This is a genomic window from Bradyrhizobium sp. ORS 285, from assembly GCF_900176205.1.
Lineage (GTDB): Bacteria > Pseudomonadota > Alphaproteobacteria > Rhizobiales > Xanthobacteraceae > Bradyrhizobium.
On record NZ_LT859959.1, the window covers coordinates 5117163 to 5134212 of the forward strand.

Sequence of the window (17050 nt, forward strand, 5' to 3'; positions counted from 1 at the left end):
GGCCTTCGCCGCGCCGAAGCGGCTTCGGCCGCGCAGGCGGGACGAGCCCGGCCACGACGACGTCTGACAGCGTTCCGTCTCAATCAGAAGAACGCCTGAATGCCGGTGATGGCGCGGCCGAGGATCAGGGCGTGGACGTCGTGCGCGCCCTCATAGGTGTTGACCGTCTCAAGGTTAGCGGCGTGACGCATCACGTGATACTCGATCTGGATGCCGTTGCCGCCGTGCATGTCGCGAGCGACGCGGGCGATGTCGAGCGCCTTGCCGCAATTGTTGCGCTTGACGATCGAGATCATCTCCGGGGCCATCTTGCCCTCGTCCATCAGCCGGCCGACCCGGAGCGAGCCCTGCAGGCCGAGCGCGATCTCGGTCTCCATGTCGGCGAGCTTCTTCTGCACCAGCTGGGTGGCCGCAAGCGGCTTGCCGAACTGCTTGCGGTCGAGCGTGTACTGGCGGGCGCGATGCATGCAGTCCTCGGCGGCGCCGAGCACGCCCCAGGAGATGCCGTAGCGGGCGCGGTTGAGGCAGCCGAACGGACCCTTGAGGCCGGAGACGTTGGGCAGCAGCGCGTCTTCCGGCACCACCACGCCGTCCATCACGACCTCGCCGGTGATCGAGGCACGCAAGGACAGCTTGCCGCCGATCTTCGGCGCCGACAGCCCCTTCATGCCCTTCTCGAGGATGAAGCCGCGGATCTGGTTATCATGCGCGGCCGACTTGGCCCACACCACGAACACGTCAGCGATCGGCGCGTTCGAGATCCACATCTTGCTGCCGGTCAGGCGATAGCCGTCGGCAACCTTTTCCGCGCGGGTCTTCATGCCCGCGGGATCGGAGCCGGCGTCCGGCTCGGTCAGCCCGAAACAGCCGACCCATTCTCCGCTGGCGAGCTTCGGCAGATATTTCTTGCGCTGGTTCTCGTCGCCATAGGCATAGATCGGATACATCACCAGCGAGGACTGCACCGAGTTCATCGAGCGATAGCCGGAATCGACGCGCTCGATCTCGCGCGCGACGAGGCCGTAGGCGACGTAGCTCGCATTGGCGCAGCCATATTCTTCAGGCAGCGTGATGCCGATAAGGCCGAGCTCGCCCATCTCGTTGAAGATCTCGCGGTCGGTCTTCTCTTCCAGATAGGCCTTGGCCACGCGCGGCAGCAGCTTGTCCTGGGCATAGGCGCGCGCGGTGTCACGCACCATGCGCTCGTCTTCGGTCAGCTGCTCGTCCAGCAGGAAGGGATCGTCCCACTGGAAGCTCGACTGGGCCGGCTTGTCCTTTGCCTGAGGGCGCGCGCTCATGAATGGTCCTTTCGCGTCTTGCTGCGCACAAGTCGCAGCCATCTAGAGGTTAAGTCCTGGGAGTTCAGCCTTCAAGCCGCTCATTGGCGACGATCTCGATACCGAAACCCGAGAGGCCCTTATAATCATGGACTGACGAGGTCAGGTTCCGGATCGACGTCACGCCGAGATCGCGCAGGATCTGCGCACCGACGCCGACCTCGCGCCACTGGCGATGGCGATCAGCCTCCGCGGTATGCGGCTCCGTGACGGGCTCGACCGGAACGCCGGCGGCGCCGTCCCGTAGATAGATCAGCACGCCGCGACCGGCCTTCTTGAAATGCTGCAGCACGGCTTGAATACGCTGCGGACCCGCAATCAGATCCTTCACGATGTTGGGCTTGTGCAGCCGCGTCAGCACGTTCCGGCCATCGCCGATGCCGTTGTAGACGAAGGCGGCATGGGTGATCGGGTCGAACGGTGAGCGATAGGCGTAACCCTGCAGCGGGCCGATCGGGCTCTCGGTCGTGAACATCGACACGCGCTCGATGAGCTTCTCGCGCGCCTGCCGATAGGAGATGAGGTCGGCGATCGTGACGTGCTTGAGATTATGCGCGGCGGCGAAGCGGACGACCTGCTCGCCCTTCATCACGGTGCCGTCGTCGTTCATCAACTCGGAGATGACGCCGACCGGCGGCAGCCCCGAGAGCTTGCAGAGATCCACCGCCGCCTCGGTATGTCCCGAGCGCAGCAGCACGCCGCCATCGCGTGCGATCAGCGGAAAGATATGGCCGGGGCGCGCGAAATCATTGGCGCCTGCATTGGGGTTGGCGAGCGCGCGGCAGCAGGAGGCCCGCTCCTCGGCGGAAATGCCGGTGCCGCCGTCCGGCTTGTAGTCGATCGAGACCGTGAACGCGGTGGTGTGGTTGGAATCGTTGTGCGCGACCATCGGATCGAGGCGCAGCCGCCGCGCATCGTCAGCCGTGATCGGCGCGCAGACGATGCCGGAGGTGTGGCGAATGATGAACGCCATCTTATCGGGCGTGCACAGCGAGGCCGCAACGATCAGATCGCCCTCGCCCTCGCGATCGTCGTCGTCGGTCACGACCACCATCTCGCCCTTGGCGAAGGCGTGCAGAACTTCCTGGATCGAGTCGGCCATTGCAAAGTCTCGCTGCTTTTTCCGGGGCTGCTTTAGCCGGGATCGCAGGCGCGCGCCAGAGCAGCGGAACCGCCGCTCGAAGGTCGCCCTCCCCGGGAAAAGAACCTGTCCTGCCGGGACAAGCACCCTGGTATCTGTTTAAAGTCGCGCCAATTCGAGAACAAGGGAGCCGCGCCTCATGGCCGCATTCGATTTTGCACCACTGCTGGCGGCTGGGCTTCCCGCGCCGGCCGGCCGCTGGACGGGGCTGGCCAAGTACAGCTTCGTCGGCGGCAACAATGACGCCGATGCCGTCCCCGTGGACGATCTGCGCGCCGCCGCCGATGCCGTGCTCGCCCGCGAGGGGCGCTCGCTCGCCACCTATGGCCTTGCGCATGGGCCGCAAGGTTACAGGCCGTTGCGGGATTTACTCGCTGCAAAATTGTCGCGCGAGGCCGGCATGTCGGCGCGCGCCGACGACATCATGATCCTCTCAGGCTCGCTTCAGGGGCTCGATCTCGTCAACCAGGCGCTCCTCGCGCGGGGCGACACCGTGATCGTTGAGCAGGACAATTATCAGGGCACGCTGACGCGGCTGGCGCGACTCGGGGTCAAGCCCATCGGAATTCCGCTGGACGGAGACGGCATGCGGACGGATGTCCTGGCCACGGTGCTGGCCGACCTCAAGGACCGCGGTGTCAGGCCGAAATACATCTATACCATCCCGACGGTGCAGAACCCGACCGGCACCATCATGCCGGAGAACCGCCGCGCCGAGCTGCTGTGGCTGTCGCGCGCCTATGGCGTGCCGGTGTTCGAGGACGATTGCTATGCCGACCTGATCTGGGACGGCAAACGGCCGCGCGCGATCCATGGCATGTCGGATCATGGCGGCGTGATCCATCTCGGCTCGTTCTCGAAGTCGGTCGCCCCGGCGCTGCGGGTCGGCTTCCTGGTCGCGCCCTGGGAAATCATGTCGGTGCTGCTCGCGCTCAAGACCGATGCCGGCTCGGGCGCGCTGGAGCAGATGGTGCTGGCGGAATATTGCAAGCAGCACTTTACCAGCCATGTGCCGCAGCTCGTGCGCGGGCTGCGCACCAAGCTGGAGACCTTGATGGAGGCGCTCAGTGCCGAGTTCGGCACATCAGCCGAGTTCGAGGCGCCGAAGGGCGGCATCTTCCTGTGGGTCAAGCTTCCGGACCAGGTCGACGCGATGAAGCTGTCGCAGGCCGCAATGAAGCGCGGCGTGTCGATCAATCCGGGGCCGGAATGGTCGACCGACGCCGCGCATGCGCGCAGCCGGCTGCGGCTGTGCTTCGCCAGCCCCTCGCATCAGGAGATCCGCGAGGGCATCGCCGTGCTGGCCGAAGTCTGCCACCAGGAGTTCGGCGTGCCCCAACGGTCGGCCAACAAGGCGCGCGGCAGCGCGGGCGAGTAAACCGCGCTTCTTCAGCGTACCGAGAACGGCGACTGATACGGCCGCCCGAACGGCACGCCGTTGATGACGGTCTGCACCGGCTTGAGCTGCAGCTTGCCGTCGCGCTTGTTGCCGCGGGTGTCGACGAAGGTCACGGGGCCCTCGACCAGATCGACGATCGCGAGATCGGCTGGCGCTCCCACCTGAAGGGTCCCGAGCTTCGGCGTACGGCCGATGATCTTGGCCGGAGCCGAGGTGGTCATGCTCACCACCTGCTCCAGCGAGAATCCCATCGCCAGGAACTTGCCCATCACGTTGGGCAGGAACGGCATGCCCGGCGTGTTGCCGGAGAACACGTGAATGTCCGAGGAGATCGTGTCCGGGCCGCAGCCGCCGGGGATCGCGACCTCGGCGACCGTATAGTCGAAGCTGCCACCGCCATGGCCGACGTCGAACAGCACGCCGCGCTGCTTGGCGGCGAGCGCTGACGGCAGCAGCTTGCCATCCTGCACGATGTTGGTGAAGGCACCGCCGATATTCGGGGCGCCGGAATAGGCGTGGGTGAGGACATCACCCGGCCGTAGCAGGTCGAGGATCTGCGACATCAGTTCGCCGGTCTCGACGCCGCCGATATGCACCATCATCCGCGCCGGCCAGCCGCACAGCTCGCAGGCCTTGATGCCGCGCTTCAACGGCTCGAGACCGTGCTTGAAGATCACGTTCTCCGACATCCGCACCTTCACGCCGAGCAGGAAGTCCGGGTTCTCGGCCAGCGCCATGGCGCAGGCATCCACCTGCGCATTGTCGATATTGTAGAGCTCGGCCACGGGGAACGCCGAGAGGCCGTTATTGGCGATGTGGACGAAGGCATAGATGCGCGCCCGCGACTGGGCCACGATGAAACGCCGCAACGCAGCGATATTGTTCACGCCGGCGTCGCCGGCCGACACGACCGTCGTGGTGCCCTGGAATTGGACGAGTTCATCCGGCGGGATGCCGATCGCCGACCCATAGGGATAGACGTGGCTGTGGAGATCGATCAGTCCCGGCATCACCAGCCGGCTGTTGGCATCGATGGATCGCAGCGCACGCTCGGCCGGTATTTCCGGCTCGATCGCCTCGACGACGCCCCAGCGAATGCCGATGTCGCGCTTGCCCCGCAGCGACTGGCTGGGATCGATGACGTCGCCGCCCTTGATGACCAGGTCGTACTTGTCGGCAGGCCCCATCGCAGCATGAGCAGGCTCTGACAGAGCGGCGACCGCGGCTGCTCCGGACGACAACAGGAATTTGCGGCGCGACAACGCGAGCATGAGCAGTCTCCCCCTTTGATTGTTTGTAGTTGTGGGCAGCATGCGCCTGGTCTCTTGAGCCGGCAAGGCGGTCTCGCAAAGAATGAGACTTTGTGCCAACGCCGAAGCGCGGGTCCATCGTTGCGCCGTTGACGCAGTGCATTAAGATGACGCGGCAGTCATCTGTGCGAGTCCTGATGTCCTCGATCTCCCGCCTCCTGCTCGCGATCATCCTCTGCGCATCCTTCGCCGCTGTCGCCGCGGCGGACGAAACTGCCGACGTCGCGCGCGCCTGGGGTCTGATCGGGACCTGGGCGGCCGACTGCAGCGCACCTGCCGTGAAGGGCCGTGGCGCCATCATTTCCTACGAGGTCACGCCCGACGGCAGCTTGATCTATCGCCGCGACCGCGATCCGTCCGACCTGAACGCGGTCGCAAACGCCCGCGTCGAGTCCGATCAGACGCTGGTGCTGTCGATCGTCCTGCCCAAGGCGAAGCAGACGCGGGAAAACGGAATCACGCGGACGCCCGACGGCAGCATCCGCGCGCTGTTCAATCGCGGCGAGGACGACAGCTACAGCATTCGCGACGGCCGCTTCGTCGCCAACGGCAAGCCGACGCCTGTTCTCAGGAAGTGCGACTGACGACAGGCGTCCTCTTGCTCCAACTGCTGCTGGTGCAGCGGCCGCAAATTCAAATCTTAACGTCCGTTCAGCAACTTCGCGGAAGTTCCTGCGGAACGTTATCGCACACTTCAAGTTGACCTCGCGCAATTCATCCTGGAGGACAACATGAAGAAAATCGCTCTTGCACTCGCGTCGCTCTCTGTCATCGCGCTGGCGGCGCCGTCGATCGCCAACGCCGAGACCGTGGTCATCAAGCGTGGCGGCCACCACTATCATCACGGCTGGGATCGCGGCCATCGCGGCTGGGACCGCTCGCGCGCCGAATACCGCATGCACCGCGAGTTCAGGCCCTATCACCGCCATCACGACCGCACGGTGGTCATCAAGCGCTACTGATCTGCCACGCAGACAAGGAAATGGCCCCGGAAGGGGCCATTTCTCTGTCACCTCTCGTCATGAGCTGCTCGACGTCAGCGGTCCCAGTCCGGTGCGAAGCCCGGATTGACGAAGCGCTTGTCCTTCGGAAGCGCCGCGATCGTCTTGCGGTCCTCATCATCCAGCTGAACTTTCATCGCGTCCCAATTGGCCTGCTGGCTTTCCTTGCGGCCAGCCTTCGGGATCGCCGCGACGTTGTCCTGGTCCAGCAGCCACTTCAGCGCGACCTGTGCAGCGCTTGTGCCGTGCTTCCGGCCGATCTCCGCCAGCGTCTCGTCGGCGGCAGCGCGGCCCTGCGCGAGGGGACAATAGGCGACCAGGGGGATAGACCGGCTCTTCATGTAGGCCATCAGCTTCGACTGGTCGAGCATCACGTGATACTCGACCTGATTGCAGGCGACAGGCGCCTGGATGTCCTCGACCGCTTGCTTCAACAGCGCGACGGTGAAATTCGCCACGCCAATGGCCCGCGTGCGCCCCTCTTCCTTCAGCTTGAGAAGGGTCTCCAGCGCAGCCGGAAGATTCATTCCCTTGGCCGGCCAATGGATGAGATAGAGGTCGACGAAGTCCAACCTGAGCTTCTTCAAGCTCGTGTCGAACGCGCGCTGGATCGCGTCGGGCGCGAGGTTCTCCGGCCACACCTTTGTCGTGACATGCAATTCTTCGCGCGGCACATCCGCCGCCGCGAGCGCAGCGCCGATCGCATCCTCATTGGCATACATCTCGGCGGTGTCGATGTGGCGATAGCCGAGTGCGAGCGCGCTCTCCACCGCCTCGCGGCACACGGTGCCCTGCATGCGAAACGTGCCGAGCCCGAGCTTGGGCAGACGGATACCCTGGGTTTCGATGACGTTCATGGATTCTCCTGGGAAGCGCGGACCGCCGGCGAGCGGCGACCGGCGATAGCGTCGATCAAACAAGACCTTGGCGGAATGCGCTAAGTCTGCCTGCGCTGTGCTTGCGAGTTCAAGCGAGCCCGTTGCCGACCTCAATCAAGATGTCGGCAGATCGGTTCCGGAAAGTGGGATGCGGTCGAGGCGCGCTCAGCGCCAATTGCAGATGCCGCCGCTGCCCGGCTTGCATGGCCAGGTCTGGATGCGCGTGTCCATCGCCTGCGCATCCAAGGGATTGCTGCGGCGCTGGGCGAGCTTGGCGCGGGCGCCGCCGCGGGGCCGCTCCGCCAGTTTCGCCGCGTGGCCTCGCCGCGTCGACGCGGCATGCGGAGTCACCGAGCCCACATCGTCCACAGGCGAACGCGAGGCGAGTGCGGGACGGTCGGTGCGGGCTTCGATCGGCACAGGCTCAAAATGCGCTTCCGGGCCGAGCGGCTCCGGCGACAAAACTGCCTTGGACAGATCGAGCCGCAGGAAGTCGCCGCGCTCATAAGGGGTCGCGACGGCCTGGCTGGCCGTGAGCAACACGGCGCATGTGATCGTGCCAACCAAACCTCTCAAGACCATCTTGTCCTCCCGTCGTCCCGCGCGATCCCAATCGCGCGCCCCTGCTGCGAGATCCCTGGCTGCGGCGGATCATGGCTTCGACAAAAGCCTTCGGCACTCTCATCCGCGCCCCATGATGTTCGTTGATCGACCGTTATCAGTCCGGAGAAAAAGCTCCGGATCAGCCGGCCGTTACGAAGATCATAACCAAAGTTCCGCTGACGTCTCTCATGTAGGACACACGGCCGCCATGTCCAGGCCCAAAACCGCGAGTCACGGTTACCGCTGTGCACGGCGCTGGGCGCAAGCCGGATAAGTCATACTTATATTAAGTCATACTAATCAGATCACCCGATCCGGATCTGGCAGCGCAACGTCTCGGCGGCGCCCGGTGCGATATGCATCAGCCCCGGCTTGTCGGTGAACTCTCCATCGAAATCACTTGGACTGGCAAAGCCACACCACGGCTCGATGCACAGGAATGGCGCGCCGCCGGGCTTCGACCAGATGCCGAGCTGGCGTAAATTATCCCAGGATAATTCCAGCGACGGGCCCCTGGTTCCGGCGAAGAGAACCGCGCGACTGGCCGGCTGATCGAGAATGACCGCATCGTCTGCAAACAGACTCTCGTTCAGTGACAGAACGCGTCCCTCGATTGGCGATGGCTCGGGCCGCTCGCGCAGCAACCCACCCGCCAGGCGCCGGATCGGCGCTGGCTCCGGCTCAGCAAAGATCAGCCGGTAGCTGTCCTTCGCCTCGCCGGGGAGCAGCGGCCAATTGAATGCCGGATGGGCGCCAAACGAGGCCGGCAGCATGTCGGCGCCGGGATTGGCGATCTCGATCTGCATGTCGAGCGCGTCAGCCGTGATCCGGTAGGTCAGGGTCAGGCTGAAAGCGAACGGGTACCGTGCGCGCGTGGTCTCGTCATCGGTCAGCCGCAGCACGCAGACCTCGGCGCTGCGCTCCAGCCAAGTGAAACGCATGTCACGGGCAAAGCCGTGCTGGGTCATCGGATAGGTTCGGCCGCGATGCTGCAGATGGTCCGCCTTGAGCCGGCCAACGATCGGAAACAGCCAGGGCGCGTGGCGCGGCCAGGCGGGACCCGCCTGCCAGATGAGCTCCAAGCCATCGGCCGTCTTCAGCGAGCAGAGCTCGGCGCCATCAGCCTTGATGCTGGCGGCGATGCCGCCGGCAGTAATCCTATGGAGGTCGTCACTCATGTCGCATATCCGTGCCGGGAAATCCCGACCGGTGATGCCGGATTGCGGCGGAGACGTCCAGAGTGGTCCCGGGATCAGCGCTCGCCGACCAACAGGCGGTAGCGGAACTGATCGAGGATGACGGCGAGTACCAAGAGCGAGCCGAGCAGCACCATCTGCATGTAGGAGCCGATCTGCGCGATGTTCATGCCGTTCTGCAAGAGCACGATGAAGAAGCCGCCAAGCACGACGTTCTCGACCCGGCCGATGCCGCCATGCAGCGACACGCCGGCGATCACGCAGGCTGCAATCGATTCCAGCGCAATCGTGCCGCCGAGATTGGTCTCGCCAGAGCCGACGCGCGCCGTCAGCAGCAGCCCCGCCACCGAGGCCAGGAGCGCACACATGATATAGGCGATGAACAGCACCCGGGTGGTGTTGACGCCCGAGAGCCTGGCCGCCTTGACGTTGCCGCCAACCGCCTGGATGTGCTTGCCCAGCCGGGTGCGGTTCATCACCAGCCAGATCGCGGCAGCCGCGACGATCGCGACCAGCACCGGAACAGGGACATCGAAGACGCGGCCGAAACCGAGGATATCACCGAACTCATAGGGCACGCCGGAGACCGGCACGCCACCGGTGAGGAACAGCGCGATGCCGGCGCCGACCGACTGCACGCCGAGCGTCATGATGAAGGGCGAGACGCCGAACACGGCGACGCCGAGCCCGTTGATGCTGCCGATGACGAGGGCGGCGGCGAGCCCGGCGCAGCAGCCGAGCACGATGACCAGCCACAGCAAGTCCGGCGGCAGGATGTGCGACAGCGCGACCATCGCGAGCGCCGACACCACCGAGGTCAGCGCGATCGCCGTGCCCACGGAGAGGTCGAAACCGCCGGTGACGAGCGCCAGCATCTGACCGAGTGAGACCAGGATCAGGTAGACCGACTGCCGCGCGACGTTGGTCAGGTTCTGCAGCGCCAGGAATTCCTTGGACACCAGCGAGAACGCGATCAGGGTGGCGACCAGGAAGAACGGCAGCACGCCGACGCGGAGAAACACCGCACGCAGGCCGGCGAGCAGCGCATTGCCGCGGCTTGGCCTCGAGGTGTCCTCGGCGATTGTCGTCGTTGGCATGCTCACGCCGAGCCCTCCGTTTCAGCAAAGAAATGTTTCAAGACGTTCTCTTCCGTGATCGCGCTGCCGGACAGCTCGGCGGCGATGCGGCCCTTGGCGAACACCAGGAGACGATGCGACAGGTTCATCACCTCCGGCAGATCCGAGGAGATCACGACCACGGCCTTGCCGGCCTCGGCGATCGCCTTGATCAGCTGGTACAGCGCCATGCGTGTGCCCATGTCGACGCCGACCGTCGGCTCGTCGAAGATGTAGATGTCGCGGTCGTCGGCAAAGCCCTTGCCGAACAGCACCTTCTGCTGATTGCCGCCGGACAGCTTCGAGACCGCGCGGTCCATCGCGGCCTTGGCGATCCCGACCTTGTCGCCGATTGCATCCGTCAATGCGCGGCTGCGCCGCGGCCCCACGAAGCCAAGGGGACCGGCCACGTCGTCGCGGTCCAGCAGGCTGAGCTCGATATTGCCGCGGGCACTGGCCGTCATCTGCAGCCCCTCGCTCTTGCGGTCCGACGGCAGGAAGAACACGCCGTCCATGAGTAGCGCGCGCGTCGAGGCTCCGGCGACGTCGCGGCCCTTCAAGGTGACCTTGCCGGCCTGCAACGGCTGCAGTCCCATCGCCGCGCGCCAGATCCGCGACTTGCCGCTGCCGACGAGGCCGGCGCAGCCGAGCACCTCGCCGGCGCGGACGTCGAGGTCGGCGCCATGAACGCCCGCGGTGCGGATGCCCTCCAGCGTCATGACGACCGGGCCATCGGCGCGATGCGCGATCTTCGGATAGACCTGGTCGACGGCGCGTCCCGTCATCAACTCGATCAACTCGCGTTCCGAGGTGTCGCGCGCCGGAACGGTAGCGATCAAGCGACCGTCGCGTAGAATCGAGATGCGGTCCGCGATTTTCTGGAATTCCTGGATCCGGTGCGAGATGTAGATGATGCCGACGCCTGACGCGGCCGCCTTGCCGATGAAGCCGAACAGGCGCTCGGTCTCGCGCTCCGTGAGTGAGGCCGTCGGCTCGTCGAGGATCAGCACGCGCGCATTCGACAGAAAAGCCTTGGCGATCTCCACCATCTGCTGCTGCGCCCGCGACAGGCTCGACGCCGGACGCGTCACGTCGATGTCGAAATCGAGCTCGGCAAACAGCTTTCGCGCGCCGGCCAGCATGGCGCGGCGATCCGTCAGCGGTCCGCGCATCAACTCGCGGCCGAGATACAGATTCTCGAACACCGGCAAGGTCGGCACCAGCGAGAATTCCTGGAACACGGTGCCGATGCCCGCCTTGGCCGCTTCATGCACGGAGTGGAAGCTCACCTCGCGGCCTGCGATGCTGATCGCGCCGGAGGTCGGCCGGAACACGCCGGAGAGAATGGAGATCAAGGTCGACTTGCCGGCGCCGTTCTCGCCGAACAGCACGTGCACCTCGCCGCGCTCGACCTTGAGATGGACGCCGCTGAGCGCCTTGACGCCGGGAAACTCTTTGGTGATCCCGGTCATCTCGACCAGCGGTGCAGCCACGCTATTCATCGCCTGCCCCCTGCGATGCGGCCCTGCCCCGTCAGGGAGCGAAGGCAGAGCCGCACGTTCCCGCACTCAGTTGAAGACGGGTTTGAAGCCGTCCGGGGGAAGGATGTTCGCCTGCGGCACCTTGCCGATATTGGCGGAGTCGACCACGAAGATCTTCGGGCCGACGTGCTTGACGTAGTCCTTGCCTTCGAGGATGCGCACGGCCTGATCGACGGCGATGCGGCCCTGGATCACCATGGAGTCCGCGGGCGCTGCCATGATCAGGCCGCGCTTGATGCCTTCATAGACACCCGGCGTCATGTAGAAGGCGAGCAGATCGACCTTGCCCTTCAGGCCGCGCTCGCGGATCAGGCCCTGCGCCGCCTCGGCGGTGACGGCGGTGCCGGCGACATAGCGGATGTTCGGCGCGGCCTGCAACGCATCCTCGACGAGCTTGGCCTGCAACTCCTTGCCGGTGTCGCCATATTTCGGCTCGAGCACCTTGATCGCAGAGCCCTTCACCGCATCCATGAAACCCTTGTTGGCGGCCTCGACCCAGCCGGCGCCGGCCGGGCCCGGGAACCAGCCGACCACGACCTCGGGCGTGCCGGCCGGATGCTTCTTAGCGAGATAGCTGCCGGTCTCCGCGCCCATCGTGTAGAACGACACCAGCGACTTCGCCGAGATGTCCGGCGAGGAGATGCCGTTGACGAGATCGATCACCGGAATCTTCTTCTTGGCGATCTCGCCGATCACCTTGTTCAGGCCATCGGCCGAGATCGCACCGATGATCACAGCATCGGTGCCCGAAGCGACACAATCCTCGATCTGCGAAATCTGCTTGTTGAGCTCGGTGTAGCCGCCGGCTTCGACCAGGTTCATCTTCACGCCGAGGCGCTTCGCCTCCTCCGCGACGCCGTAGTCGACGCCGAGCCAATAAGCGTCCTTCATGTGCGGGAACGAGACGCACAGCTTCCACGGCTTGGAAGCCTTCTCCAGCGGGACATACTTGACGTCCCACGGCTTGCCGTCCGCCGCGAACGGCGGATCGATCTTGGATGCATCATATGGAAACCAATCGGCGGCGTGGGCACCGGCCGACAGCACCAGCGCCGAGGACGCCAGGAGAACACGAACCAAACTCTTCATTGAACTACCCCTTTGTCATTCAGTCTTGGAAACCCGGCATCCGCCTGCCCGCTTGCGCGGTCAGGCCAATGCCGCCCGGATCTTCTGCAGAAGAGCTTTGCGATCGGCGCGCGCGGCCAACGCGCCGTCCATGTCGATCTCGACGAAGCGGGTCGGCATATTCGGCTGCAACTGGCCGATCAGGTCCATGTCGGCCGAGATCACCGTGCCGACCATGAAGTAGCCGCCGCCGGAGACGGCATCGCGATGCAGGATGATCGGCTCCTTGCCGCCGGGCACCTGGATCGAGCCATAGGGATAGCAGCTGTCGACGATGTTGGAGGGATCGGAGCCGGCGCCGAACGGTTGCTCGCGCTCGACGAATTTCAACGCCTGGCCGCCGCGGAAGCGATAGCCCATGCGATCCGCCTCGGGCGCGACCTTCCACTGATCGCCGAAGAAGCTCTGCTGCGACTCCGGCAGGATGCGATGCCAGTACAGCCCCGGCAGCACGCGCAGCTCGGCGGGATGGCCGGGCTTGCAACGAAGAGCCTCGGGCACGCTCGCGCCAGCCTTGCCACTTGCCTCGGCACCGACGGGCAGCTCATCACCGGCCGCGATGGCGCGGCCCTTGAAGCCGCCGAGCGCGCCGATCGGATAGGTCGAGCGGCTGCCCAGCGCCAAGGGCACGTCGATGCCGCCGGCGATCGCGATGACGATGCGCGCGCCGCTCTTCAGATAGTCGAAGCTGAGCACCTGCCCGGCCTTGACCTCGAGCGCGGTCCAGCCGGGCTGCTCGACGCCGTCGAGCTTGATCGGCATCTCGGCGCCGGTGACCGCGATGCGCGTGGGCGTGGTGAATTCCAGTTGCGGCCCGATGAAGACAGCCTCGAGACACGCCGCGCCCTCGTCATTGCCGACGAGCATGTTTGCCGCGCGCAAGGCGAGCCGGTCCATGGCGCCGCCGACGGGAATGCCGAGATGGAAATAGCCGGGACGGCCGAGGTCCTGCACGGTGGTCGACAGGCCCGGATGAAGCACCTTGATGGTCATGCCAGCGCTCCCTGAAGCTTGGCGTTGTAGCCGGTCATGTCCTTCTGGAAATCGCGGAAGTCGAAGGTGACGTCGCGGATGAGGGGGGCAAAACGGCCGGAGGCAACATCGCCCAACGCGTGATCATATTGGTCCTGGCCGATCGGCTTGAACTTGACGATGTCGCCGGGGCGGAAGAACACCATGAAGTCGCGCAAATAGGAGATGCTCTGCTCGGGATCGAAGATCGGCATCGGCGTGATGCCGAACATCTGGTAGCCGCCGGCGCCGCGCACCGAATAGATGCAGGAGAAGCAGCCGCCATGGCCGATCGTCAGCTTCGGCGTGTCGGTGCGCGGGCGCAGATATTTCGGCACCTGGAGCTGCTTGGCGCGCTCGACCATCTGGTACATGAACGGCAGACCGGCGACGAAGCCGACCATCGAGACGAACCAGGGCGAGCCGCTATGCGCCTTGATGAAGGCGTCGACATCGGCGAGGCCGTTGACGCGCGCGGCATATTCGAGGTCGGTCGCGGTCGGGTCCTGATGCCGCTCGCGGAAGCGCATCAGGGTCTCGTGCGTCCACGGATCCTGGTAGAACACGGGGATCTCGATGATGCGGGTCTTGATGACCGGCTCGGTCTTGGCCGCCGCGCTCTCGATGCCCTGCACCTCTTTCAGGATATCGTTCGGCTTGATCACGTCGGGATCGAACTTGATCTGGAACGAGGCGTTGGCCGGGCAGATCTCCGTGACGCCCTTGATGCCGGCGTCGCGGATCGCATTGGTCATCGACAGGCTCTTGAAGAAGGCATCGAGCGACATCGCCTCGTCGCATTCGACGAAGAGATGCTCGTCACCCCCAAACGAGTAGCGGGTGGTCATCAGGCGTCCTCCCTGGCGCGGGCCAGCTGCGCAAAATCGGTCTCGAGCCATGGCTCGAGGAAGCGGGTATGGGTACGGCCATCAGCGACGCTGGCATCGCGCGCCAGCGCCGCATGCAGCGGAATGGTGGTGGGGATGCCTGATATCGCGAGGCCATCGAGCGCCTCGCGAAGACGGGCCAGGCAATCGGCGCGGGTCTCGCCGCGCACGATCAGCTTGCCGAGCAGCGAGTCGTAGAACGGCGGCACGGCATAGCCTTCGAACAGCAAGGTATCGAAGCGGATGCCCTCGCCCTCGGGAACGACGAGCCGTTCGATCGTGCCGGGTGCCGGCATGAAGCCCTGGTGCGGATCCTCGGCATTGATCCGGCACTCGATGGCGTGGCCCTGGATACAGACGTCGTCCTGTGTCACCGACAGCCTGGCGCCGCCGGCGATCTTCAGCATCTCCTGCACCAGGTCGATGCCGGTGATCATCTCGGTGACGGGATGCTCGACCTGGATACGGGTATTGACCTCGATGAAGTAGAATTCGCTGGTCGCATCGTCGTAGAGATATTCGACGGTGCCGGCGCCGCTGTAGCCGACGGCGCGGCCGAGTGCGACGGCGCTGGCGCAGAGCCGCTGGCGAACGTCGTCCGGCAGCCCGACCGCTGGCGCCTCCTCCCACACCTTCTGCCGCCGCCGCTGCAGCGAGCATTCGCGCTCGTAGCAATGCACGACGTCCGTGCCGTCGCCCAGGATCTGCACCTCGACATGGCGCGCGCGCTCGATGACCTTCTCGATATAAAGCCCGCCATCGCCGAAGGCGGCCGCCGCCTCGCTCGACGCCTGCGGAAACTGCCGCGCGAACTCTTCGGCATCGCCGACGATGCGGATGCCGCGCCCGCCACCGCCGGCGGCCGCCTTGATCATCACGGGAAAGCCGATCCGCGCAGCGATGGCGATCGCTTCGTCGAGCGCGGTGACGCGGCCGTCCGAGCCCGGCACGGTCGGCACACCGGCGAGCGCCGCGACCTGGCGCGCCATCACCTTGTCACCCAGCAGCCGGATCGCTTCCGCGCTCGGGCCGACGAAGACGATACCGGCCGCGGTGACGGCGTCGGCGAACTCGGCATTCTCTGCAAGGAAGCCGTAGCCGGGATGCACCGCGTCGACCTTGGACGCCTTGGCCGCGTTCAACACGGCCTCGATGTTGAGATAGGATTTCTTCGCGGCCGGTGGCCCGATCTCGATTGTCTCGTCGGCAAGCTGGGCGGCAAGCGAGTCCTTGTCCGCGATGCTGTGCGCGAGCACGCTGCGCAAGCCGAGCGCCTTCGCCGCGCGGATGATGCGCACCGCGATCTCGCCCCGGTTGGCGATCAGGACCGAGCGGAGGGTCATGCCTCGACCTCGGCGATCACCTGGCCGGCCATGATGGCATCCGCGTCATCGACGCTGAAGCGGATGTTCTTGCCGGCAACGCCGGCCTTGACCTCGTGGAACGACTTCATCACCTCGACGAGGCCGATCACGTCGTCAGCAGCGACCGTATCGCCGTCGTTCTTGAACGGCGCCCTCTCCGGCGAGGGCTTGCGGTAGAACACGCCAGGCAGCGGGGACTTGATCTCGGTGCTCATGGGTCAGGCTTCGCTTTGCGGTTTCTGGGGAACGATGTCGGACGGCGGCGCGATGCGGATGCCATTCGCGATCAGCGTCTGGCGCATGGCGCTCGCGATCTCGTAGGCGCCGGGCGTATCCGAATGGAAGCAGATCGACTCGAATTCGATGTCGATGTCATCGCCCTCGATGGTGCGGACCTTGCCGGTCTGGCATGCCCGCAGCACCTTGTCGGCGACGCCCTGGGGATCGAGCCTCTTGCCGTGGCGGGTGAACACGATCGAGCCGGAGCGGTCGTAGTCGCGATCGGCATAGAATTCGCGGATGACAGGCTGCCCCGCCTCGACGGCGACGCGATAGGTCACCGAAATGTCCATGCAGAACACGAAGGAATTCGGCGCCACGGTGCGCATCAGCTTGATGAAGGAGCGCGACAGCTGCTCGTTGGCGGCGAGCTCCATGTAGAGCGCGCCATGCGGCTTGACGTGCTGCAGGGTGCCGCCATGGCGGCGGGCAAACTCTCTGATGGCACCGACCTGGTAGACGATATCGTTGATCAGCTCGTCGGCCGAGCCGTCGATGCGGCGGCGGCCAAAACCCTGGAGATCGCGATAGCCAGGATGCGCGCCGATGCCGACGCCATGCTGGGTCGCGAGCCGCACCGTGGTGTCCATCAGGTTGGGGTCGCCGGCATGAAAGCCGGCGGCGATGTTCGCCGAGCTGATCAGCTCCATCAGCTTGGCATCCTCGGCATCGCTCAGCCGCCACGAGCCGAACGCTTCGCCCAGGTCGCAATTGATATCGACAGTCTTCAGCGGCACGGATGCTCCCCTTACCTGCTCCGTTCCACCGCGCTGATCAGCGGCGGGCCGGCGGAGCTGGACGTTAGGGGGATCACCTCCCATTGAAAATTATTATTGTTGGAAATTCATTTTCTCTTTTTT

The 17050-nt window shown here is 65.2% G+C and carries 17 protein-coding genes; 3 read left to right on the forward strand and 14 right to left on the reverse strand.

Annotated elements, in window-relative coordinates:
- Positions 1 to 83: 83 nt before the first annotated feature.
- Both BRAD285_RS22915 and ribB read right to left on the reverse strand, forming a co-directional pair.
- The gene (locus BRAD285_RS22915) at positions 84 to 1298 is read right to left on the reverse strand and encodes an acyl-CoA dehydrogenase (RefSeq protein WP_006609424.1); all 1215 of its coding nucleotides are present in this window, start codon (positions 1296 to 1298) and stop codon (positions 84 to 86) included.
- A gap of 64 nt (positions 1299 to 1362) precedes the next feature.
- Positions 1363 to 2439 carry a 3,4-dihydroxy-2-butanone-4-phosphate synthase gene (gene ribB, locus BRAD285_RS22920; RefSeq protein WP_006609422.1) on the reverse strand — a complete coding sequence of 359 codons (1077 nt, stop codon included), beginning with the start codon at positions 2437 to 2439 and terminating at the stop codon, positions 1363 to 1365.
- Between the two features lie 178 nt (positions 2440 to 2617).
- Here ribB and BRAD285_RS22925 point away from each other — a divergent pair, with 178 nt between their 5' ends.
- Complete coding sequence (locus BRAD285_RS22925) at positions 2618 to 3856, forward strand: PLP-dependent aminotransferase family protein (protein WP_006609421.1); 1239 nt, start codon at positions 2618 to 2620, stop codon at positions 3854 to 3856.
- An 11-nt stretch (positions 3857 to 3867) separates the two neighbouring features.
- Here BRAD285_RS22925 and BRAD285_RS22930 read toward each other — a convergent pair whose 3' ends face one another.
- Positions 3868 to 5148 carry an amidohydrolase family protein gene (locus BRAD285_RS22930; protein ID WP_006609420.1) on the reverse strand — a complete coding sequence of 427 codons (1281 nt, stop codon included), beginning with the start codon at positions 5146 to 5148 and terminating at the stop codon, positions 3868 to 3870.
- A gap of 176 nt (positions 5149 to 5324) precedes the next feature.
- Here BRAD285_RS22930 and BRAD285_RS22935 point away from each other — a divergent pair, with 176 nt between their 5' ends.
- Together BRAD285_RS22935 and BRAD285_RS22940 are read left to right on the forward strand one after the other, a co-directional pair.
- Positions 5325 to 5771, forward strand: a complete 447-nt coding sequence (locus BRAD285_RS22935; RefSeq protein ID WP_035644481.1) for a hypothetical protein — start codon at positions 5325 to 5327, stop codon at positions 5769 to 5771.
- Between the two features lie 147 nt (positions 5772 to 5918).
- Positions 5919 to 6149 carry a hypothetical protein gene (locus BRAD285_RS22940; protein WP_006609418.1) on the forward strand — a complete coding sequence of 77 codons (231 nt, stop codon included), beginning with the start codon at positions 5919 to 5921 and terminating at the stop codon, positions 6147 to 6149.
- Between the two features lie 74 nt (positions 6150 to 6223).
- Here BRAD285_RS22940 and BRAD285_RS22945 read toward each other — a convergent pair whose 3' ends face one another.
- From BRAD285_RS22945 to BRAD285_RS22995, 11 genes are all read right to left on the reverse strand, one after another.
- A complete protein-coding gene (locus tag BRAD285_RS22945; protein ID WP_006609417.1) occupies positions 6224 to 7045 on the reverse strand; it encodes an aldo/keto reductase in 822 nt (273 codons plus the stop codon).
- A 186-nt stretch (positions 7046 to 7231) separates the two neighbouring features.
- Positions 7232 to 7648 (reverse strand): hypothetical protein, encoded by a 417-nt coding sequence (locus tag BRAD285_RS22950; protein ID WP_006609416.1) that lies wholly within the window; start codon positions 7646 to 7648, stop codon positions 7232 to 7234.
- Between the two features lie 326 nt (positions 7649 to 7974).
- Positions 7975 to 8847: an aldose 1-epimerase family protein gene (locus BRAD285_RS22955; RefSeq protein WP_006609415.1), complete on the reverse strand. Its 873-nt coding sequence runs from the start codon at positions 8845 to 8847 to the stop codon at positions 7975 to 7977.
- 74 nt (positions 8848 to 8921) lie between these two features.
- Complete coding sequence (locus BRAD285_RS22960) at positions 8922 to 9968, reverse strand: ABC transporter permease (RefSeq protein WP_006609414.1); 1047 nt, start codon at positions 9966 to 9968, stop codon at positions 8922 to 8924.
- Entirely contained in the window at positions 9965 to 11482 is a 1518-nt protein-coding gene (locus tag BRAD285_RS22965; protein WP_035644476.1) for a sugar ABC transporter ATP-binding protein, read from the reverse strand. The genes BRAD285_RS22960 and BRAD285_RS22965 overlap by 4 nt, the downstream gene beginning before the upstream one ends.
- A 66-nt stretch (positions 11483 to 11548) precedes the next feature.
- Positions 11549 to 12610 carry a TMAO reductase system periplasmic protein TorT gene (gene torT, locus BRAD285_RS22970; protein WP_006609412.1) on the reverse strand — a complete coding sequence of 354 codons (1062 nt, stop codon included), beginning with the start codon at positions 12608 to 12610 and terminating at the stop codon, positions 11549 to 11551.
- A gap of 60 nt (positions 12611 to 12670) precedes the next feature.
- Positions 12671 to 13642, reverse strand: a complete 972-nt coding sequence (locus BRAD285_RS22975) for a biotin-dependent carboxyltransferase family protein (RefSeq protein WP_006609411.1) — start codon at positions 13640 to 13642, stop codon at positions 12671 to 12673.
- Positions 13639 to 14508: an allophanate hydrolase subunit 1 gene (locus BRAD285_RS22980; RefSeq protein ID WP_006609410.1), complete on the reverse strand. Its 870-nt coding sequence runs from the start codon at positions 14506 to 14508 to the stop codon at positions 13639 to 13641. Before BRAD285_RS22980 ends, BRAD285_RS22975 begins: the two co-directional genes overlap by 4 nt.
- Positions 14508 to 15890: an acetyl-CoA carboxylase biotin carboxylase subunit gene (locus tag BRAD285_RS22985; protein WP_006609409.1), complete on the reverse strand. Its 1383-nt coding sequence runs from the start codon at positions 15888 to 15890 to the stop codon at positions 14508 to 14510. Before BRAD285_RS22985 ends, BRAD285_RS22980 begins: the two co-directional genes overlap by 1 nt.
- Positions 15887 to 16126: an acetyl-CoA carboxylase gene (locus tag BRAD285_RS22990; protein ID WP_006609408.1), complete on the reverse strand. Its 240-nt coding sequence runs from the start codon at positions 16124 to 16126 to the stop codon at positions 15887 to 15889. The genes BRAD285_RS22985 and BRAD285_RS22990 overlap by 4 nt, the downstream gene beginning before the upstream one ends.
- A 3-nt stretch (positions 16127 to 16129) precedes the next feature.
- Positions 16130 to 16927, reverse strand: coding sequence for a 5-oxoprolinase subunit PxpA (locus BRAD285_RS22995; protein ID WP_244422026.1), 798 nt, complete (start codon positions 16925 to 16927; stop codon positions 16130 to 16132).
- Between the last annotated feature and the right edge of the window lie 123 nt (positions 16928 to 17050).

Bases quoted from the DNA above. Each gene is read 5' to 3' on its own strand.
- BRAD285_RS22915 (WP_006609424.1), bottom strand. From the start codon at position 1,298: ATGAGCGCGCGCCCTCAGGCAAAGGACAAGCCGGCCCAGTCGAGCTTC.
- ribB (WP_006609422.1), bottom strand. From the start codon at position 2,439: ATGGCCGACTCGATCCAGGAAGTTCTGCACGCCTTCGCCAAGGGCGAG.
- BRAD285_RS22925 (WP_006609421.1), top strand. From the start codon at position 2,618: ATGGCCGCATTCGATTTTGCACCACTGCTGGCGGCTGGGCTTCCCGCG.
- BRAD285_RS22930 (WP_006609420.1), bottom strand. From the start codon at position 5,148: ATGCTCGCGTTGTCGCGCCGCAAATTCCTGTTGTCGTCCGGAGCAGCC.
- BRAD285_RS22935 (WP_035644481.1), top strand. From the start codon at position 5,325: ATGTCCTCGATCTCCCGCCTCCTGCTCGCGATCATCCTCTGCGCATCC.
- BRAD285_RS22940 (WP_006609418.1), top strand. From the start codon at position 5,919: ATGAAGAAAATCGCTCTTGCACTCGCGTCGCTCTCTGTCATCGCGCTG.
- BRAD285_RS22945 (WP_006609417.1), bottom strand. From the start codon at position 7,045: ATGAACGTCATCGAAACCCAGGGTATCCGTCTGCCCAAGCTCGGGCTC.
- BRAD285_RS22950 (WP_006609416.1), bottom strand. From the start codon at position 7,648: ATGGTCTTGAGAGGTTTGGTTGGCACGATCACATGCGCCGTGTTGCTC.
- BRAD285_RS22955 (WP_006609415.1), bottom strand. From the start codon at position 8,847: ATGAGTGACGACCTCCATAGGATTACTGCCGGCGGCATCGCCGCCAGC.
- BRAD285_RS22965 (WP_035644476.1), bottom strand. From the start codon at position 11,482: ATGAATAGCGTGGCTGCACCGCTGGTCGAGATGACCGGGATCACCAAA.
- torT (WP_006609412.1), bottom strand. From the start codon at position 12,610: ATGAAGAGTTTGGTTCGTGTTCTCCTGGCGTCCTCGGCGCTGGTGCTG.
- BRAD285_RS22975 (WP_006609411.1), bottom strand. From the start codon at position 13,642: ATGACCATCAAGGTGCTTCATCCGGGCCTGTCGACCACCGTGCAGGAC.
- BRAD285_RS22980 (WP_006609410.1), bottom strand. From the start codon at position 14,508: ATGACCACCCGCTACTCGTTTGGGGGTGACGAGCATCTCTTCGTCGAA.
- BRAD285_RS22985 (WP_006609409.1), bottom strand. From the start codon at position 15,890: ATGACCCTCCGCTCGGTCCTGATCGCCAACCGGGGCGAGATCGCGGTG.
- BRAD285_RS22990 (WP_006609408.1), bottom strand. From the start codon at position 16,126: ATGAGCACCGAGATCAAGTCCCCGCTGCCTGGCGTGTTCTACCGCAAG.